General features: G+C 51.8%; 5 protein-coding genes. All 5 read right to left on the minus strand.

The genetic code is table 11. The features are described from left to right. Positions 1–268: 268 nt before the first annotated feature. Positions 269–565 carry a DNA-binding transcriptional regulator Fis gene (gene fis, locus RTK32_RS19725; protein WP_000462905.1) on the minus strand — a complete coding sequence of 99 codons (297 nt, stop codon included), beginning with the start codon at positions 563–565 and terminating at the stop codon, positions 269–271. A gap of 24 nt (positions 566–589) precedes the next feature. Beyond that, the gene (dusB, locus tag RTK32_RS19730) at positions 590–1,555 is read right to left on the minus strand and encodes a tRNA dihydrouridine synthase DusB (RefSeq protein ID WP_409451117.1); all 966 of its coding nucleotides are present in this window, start codon (positions 1,553–1,555) and stop codon (positions 590–592) included. A 295-nt stretch (positions 1,556–1,850) separates the two neighbouring features. Next, entirely contained in the window at positions 1,851–2,588 is a 738-nt protein-coding gene (locus RTK32_RS19735) for a carbonic anhydrase family protein (protein ID WP_312046944.1), read from the minus strand. Between the two features lie 96 nt (positions 2,589–2,684). Further along, positions 2,685–3,566 (minus strand): 50S ribosomal protein L11 methyltransferase, encoded by an 882-nt coding sequence (gene prmA / locus RTK32_RS19740; RefSeq protein ID WP_312046945.1) that lies wholly within the window; start codon positions 3,564–3,566, stop codon positions 2,685–2,687. A 29-nt stretch (positions 3,567–3,595) separates the two neighbouring features. Then, positions 3,596–4,042: sodium:solute symporter family transporter (locus RTK32_RS19745; RefSeq protein WP_409451118.1), on the minus strand; the 447-nt coding region annotated here is incomplete at its 5' end.

Below are 4,042 nucleotides of genomic sequence, written 5' to 3' on the forward strand. Positions count from 1 at the left end.
AGTCCAGCCCAGGTCATCCAGTAACGTGGGTGCATCAGGCTGCGCGTCAAGCCGCGAGATAACTTCATATGGCTCTCTTTATGCGTGCATGGAAGATGTAGCGCATGAAGACGTTAATCTGTAGCGGTACAGGTTGTAGGACAACGAGATTGGCAGGAAGTTGAGCTAAATGTTTGTTATTTACACGATCAAGACAATTCTGTTCGATGGGTAACCATTAAAAAAGGCGCTAACAGTATGTAGCGCCTCCATCACAATGAACCGAAACTTAGTTCATGCCGTATTTTTTCAGTTTCTTACGCAGCGTACCGCGATTGATACCCATCATCAGGGCTGCACGGGTCTGGTTGCCACGGGTATATTGCATCACCATGTCCAACAGTGGCTGTTCCACTTCAGCCAAAACCAGCTCATACAGGTCATTAACATCCTGACCGTTCAGTTGAGCAAAATAGTTCTTCAGTGCCTGTTTGACCGAGTCACGCAGAGGCTTTTGGGTCACCTGATCCTGGGAGTTAACGGTTGAAACGGTCAGTACGTCAGAATTTACGCGTTGTTCGAACATAGTTCTGTCAGCTCTTTATTTCTATTATGCAAGTTTTTCGAAGTATGCCTCCAACGCCTCCAGCTGTTCGCTGGCATCCTCAATGGCGTTGAATGTGCGCCGAAACTGGTCGTTTGGGGCGTGCTCCTGGAGATACCAGGAGACGTGCTTTCGGGCAATACGGTATCCTTTGCGATGACCATAAAAGTCGTGCAGTTCCCGTAAGTGCTCAATAAGCAAGCGCTTTACTTCAGCCAGTGGCATTGGTGCCAGCAGCTCCCCAGTGTCCAGATAATGCTGGATTTCCCGGAAGATCCACGGTCTTCCCTGAGCCGCGCGTCCTATCATCAGGGCATCTGCCCCCGTATAGTCAAGCACGGCTCTGGCTTTATGCGGGTCAGTAATGTCTCCGTTCGCGATAACGGGGATAGAGACACTCTGCTTAACTGTCCGAATGCTGTCATATTCAGCTTCGCCGTTGAACAAACACGCGCGTGTGCGTCCGTGGATGGTCAGGGCCTGAATGCCACAACGTTCAGCCAATTGGGCAATCTCAACACAATTGCGGTTGTCCGCGTCCCAGCCGGTGCGAATCTTTAACGTAACGGGCACATCTACTGCATTAACCACCGCCGAAAGGATAGACCTTACCAGCTCTGGATGCTGCAGCAGGGCGGAGCCCGCCATTTTCCGATTCACCTTTTTAGCCGGACAGCCCATATTGATATCAATAACCTGCGCGCCCGACAAAGCGTTAATGCGCGCGGCTTCCGCCATCTCATTGGGGTCACAACCGGCAATCTGCACGGTACGAATACCGGGCTCATCACTGTGTACCATACGCAGTCGGGATTTGTCGCTGGCCCAGACTTCCGGGTTCGACGACAGCATCTCCGATACGGTCATACCAGCGCCCATTGCATAACAAAGCGTCCGGAAAGGCCTGTCGGTAATTCCGGCCATTGGTGCTGCAATCAGGCGATTGCGAAGCTGGTGGTTTCCTATGCGCATGAAAAAAAAGTGACCATAGTGTGTTCGCAAGGCGGCGTATATTACGCATTTTTTTCATAAGATGAAAGGCCAAACTTTGAACAATCTCCCCTGAAAACCGGCATTCTGCGCTCTGGAACAGAGGGTCACAAATAAATATCCTTATTTAACAGCACATTGAATGTTAATGATTAAATTATGAACAAATATTTTTCTTTTTTTGTGAAGCAGTTAACATTCTAAATTGCGATATTTCAGCGGCTGATCATAACAGTTAATGGCATAAATTTGGAAAAAATGGCGAAACATTGTTCAGCTATTCGACAATTATACGGCCGTGCAGAGGTTGTAAGGGACGATTGTTAGCGTGTTTAAGGGCATGTTCAAAAACTGCCAGCTGGGCGGCAGAGAGCGTAACGGGCTGCTTCAGAACCAGCCAGCGCACGCCTTCCGTGCAGGGCGGAGTGGTCAGCGATCCGCTAAAACGATAATAATGCTTCGTGGCGGGGAAAAGCGCGGCAAGGTCCATGCTCTGCTTCATGGCTTCCACGTTATTTTCTTCGGCAGGTAAAGAGGCAATCAGCGGTTTAAGCGCGCTGTTTTCTGGCCCAGGCTCGAACATAACGGCAAGCACGGCCAGTTCGCCCTGCTGGTTGGCATGAACGAAATGCGCTTCCATTGGATAGGCTTTGCCGAAAAGATGGTTTTCACTGGGGGCGTGAAAGTGAAACTGTTTAAGCACAAACGAGTCGTTATCAAGCAGAAAATCGTCGCTGTCTTTTACGGTAACCTGGACGGTATGACCATTGTTAACGATGGTCCTGGTATCAGTATGGAAATTCATGCCTAACGGTGGCAGTTTACCGTCAATGACCTGGGTAATATCGACAGGAGACTGATACTGGCCGGTTTTACAGGTCTGAAATGCCTGACCGAGATCGGCCCAGTGCTCGGGTGAGCCCTGACCTTCATAGGACCAGTGGATAGCAGGTTCAGCCATGACGGGCAGAGCGGCAAGGCAGGAGAACAGCAAAGCATATTTTCTCATTTTCATTATCCCTGGAAATGATCGATACGAGCAAATAACCTTGCTGATGATAAGCTTATTGTAAGAGAAATCTATCTGAATCCTTCCCTGGAAACAGAGAGCTTAGCGGCGTATACCGGTAATCCGGCACCACTCTTCTTTTTCTGCGACGGGATCGAGTGTGAACTTATCCGCATAGGCTTCGCATACCCCTTCAGCCTGGCTCGACAGCACGCCGGAAAGCCCCAGATGACCACCGGAGACCGGCAGTACGCTAATAAGCGGCGCCAGTTCACGCAGTGGACCAGCAAGGATATTGGCAACCACCACGTCGGCGCTGAGGTTCTCAGGCTGCTCATGAGGCAGATAAAGCGACAGACGCTCCGAAACGCCATTGCGCTCGGCATTGTCACGGCTGGCCTGAATCGCCTGCGGATCGATATCGATGCCAATAGCTTGCGCTGCGCCCAGCTTGAGTGCCGAAATAGCCAGGATACCGGAGCCGCAACCAAAATCGATAACGGTTTTGCCTGCCAGGTCCAGTCCATCCAGCCAGCTCAGGCACATGGATGTGGTGGGATGCGTGCCGGTACCAAACGCCAGGCCGGGATCCAGCATGACGTTAACGGCATCTGGATCCGGCACATCACGCCAGCTCGGGCAAATCCACAGGCGCTGGCCGAAACGCATTGGATGGAAGTTTTCCATCCATTCCCGCTCCCAGTCCTTGTCTTCAATCTGCTCAATTTTGTGGTGGAAACCGTTGCCGAGTAGCGGATGGTGTTCCAGACCGGCAATCACGTCCTGCATGTCAGTTTCGGCATCAAACAGACCAATCACATCGGTGTCGCCCCACAGACGCGTTTCACCAGGCAACGGTTCAAACACCGGGTTGTCGTGCGTATCCTGAAACGTGACCGAGACAGCCCCGTTCTCGATCAGCGCGTCGCCCAGTTCTTCGGCCTGTGCGCCGGTGGTGTTGATTTTCATTTGTATCCAGGGCATTGCGATTCTCTTTAGTCAAACAAATAGGACTATGGCCGGACAGGGCGGCCAAAACGATTGCCGATTGCAAAAGCAACCAGGCTGAACAGCAGCGAAGGCACAATAGGATGAAACCCCCACAGCTGCAGTGAAAAACTGGCCAACAGGGTGTAACAGCCCGCGCCGCCGATCATACTGCAAAGGGCGCCTGCAGCATTGGCTTTCTCCCAGTATAACCCCAGCACCAGCGGCCACAGAAATACCGCTTCCAACCCGCCGAAAGCCAGTAGATTGAGCCAAATCAGCATGTCCGGCGGGTTCCATGCTGCCAGCAGCAGCAGCAGGCCCAGCACCAGCGTGACGGTCGCAGAAATCTTTCTGAGCAACGGCTCATTGTCCATTTGCTGTGGACGTACACGCAAAAAGAGATCTTTTACGATCGTGGCGGAAGATTGCAGCAGCTGAGCATTGATCGTCGACATAATGGCGGCCATGGG

This window comes from Erwinia sp. (assembly GCF_031978025.1).
In the GTDB taxonomy this organism is placed as follows: Bacteria; Pseudomonadota; Gammaproteobacteria; order Enterobacterales; family Enterobacteriaceae; genus Erwinia.

What these genes read in the sequence shown, in the direction of transcription:
- fis (WP_000462905.1), bottom strand. Translation starts at nt 565, where the DNA reads ATGTTCGAACAACGCGTAAATTCTGACGTACTGACCGTTTCAACCGTT.
- RTK32_RS19735 (WP_312046944.1), bottom strand. Translation starts at nt 2,588, where the DNA reads ATGAAAATGAGAAAATATGCTTTGCTGTTCTCCTGCCTTGCCGCTCTG.
- prmA (WP_312046945.1), bottom strand. Translation starts at nt 3,566, where the DNA reads ATGCCCTGGATACAAATGAAAATCAACACCACCGGCGCACAGGCCGAA.
- dusB (WP_409451117.1), bottom strand. Translation starts at nt 1,555, where the DNA reads ATGCGCATAGGAAACCACCAGCTTCGCAATCGCCTGATTGCAGCACCA.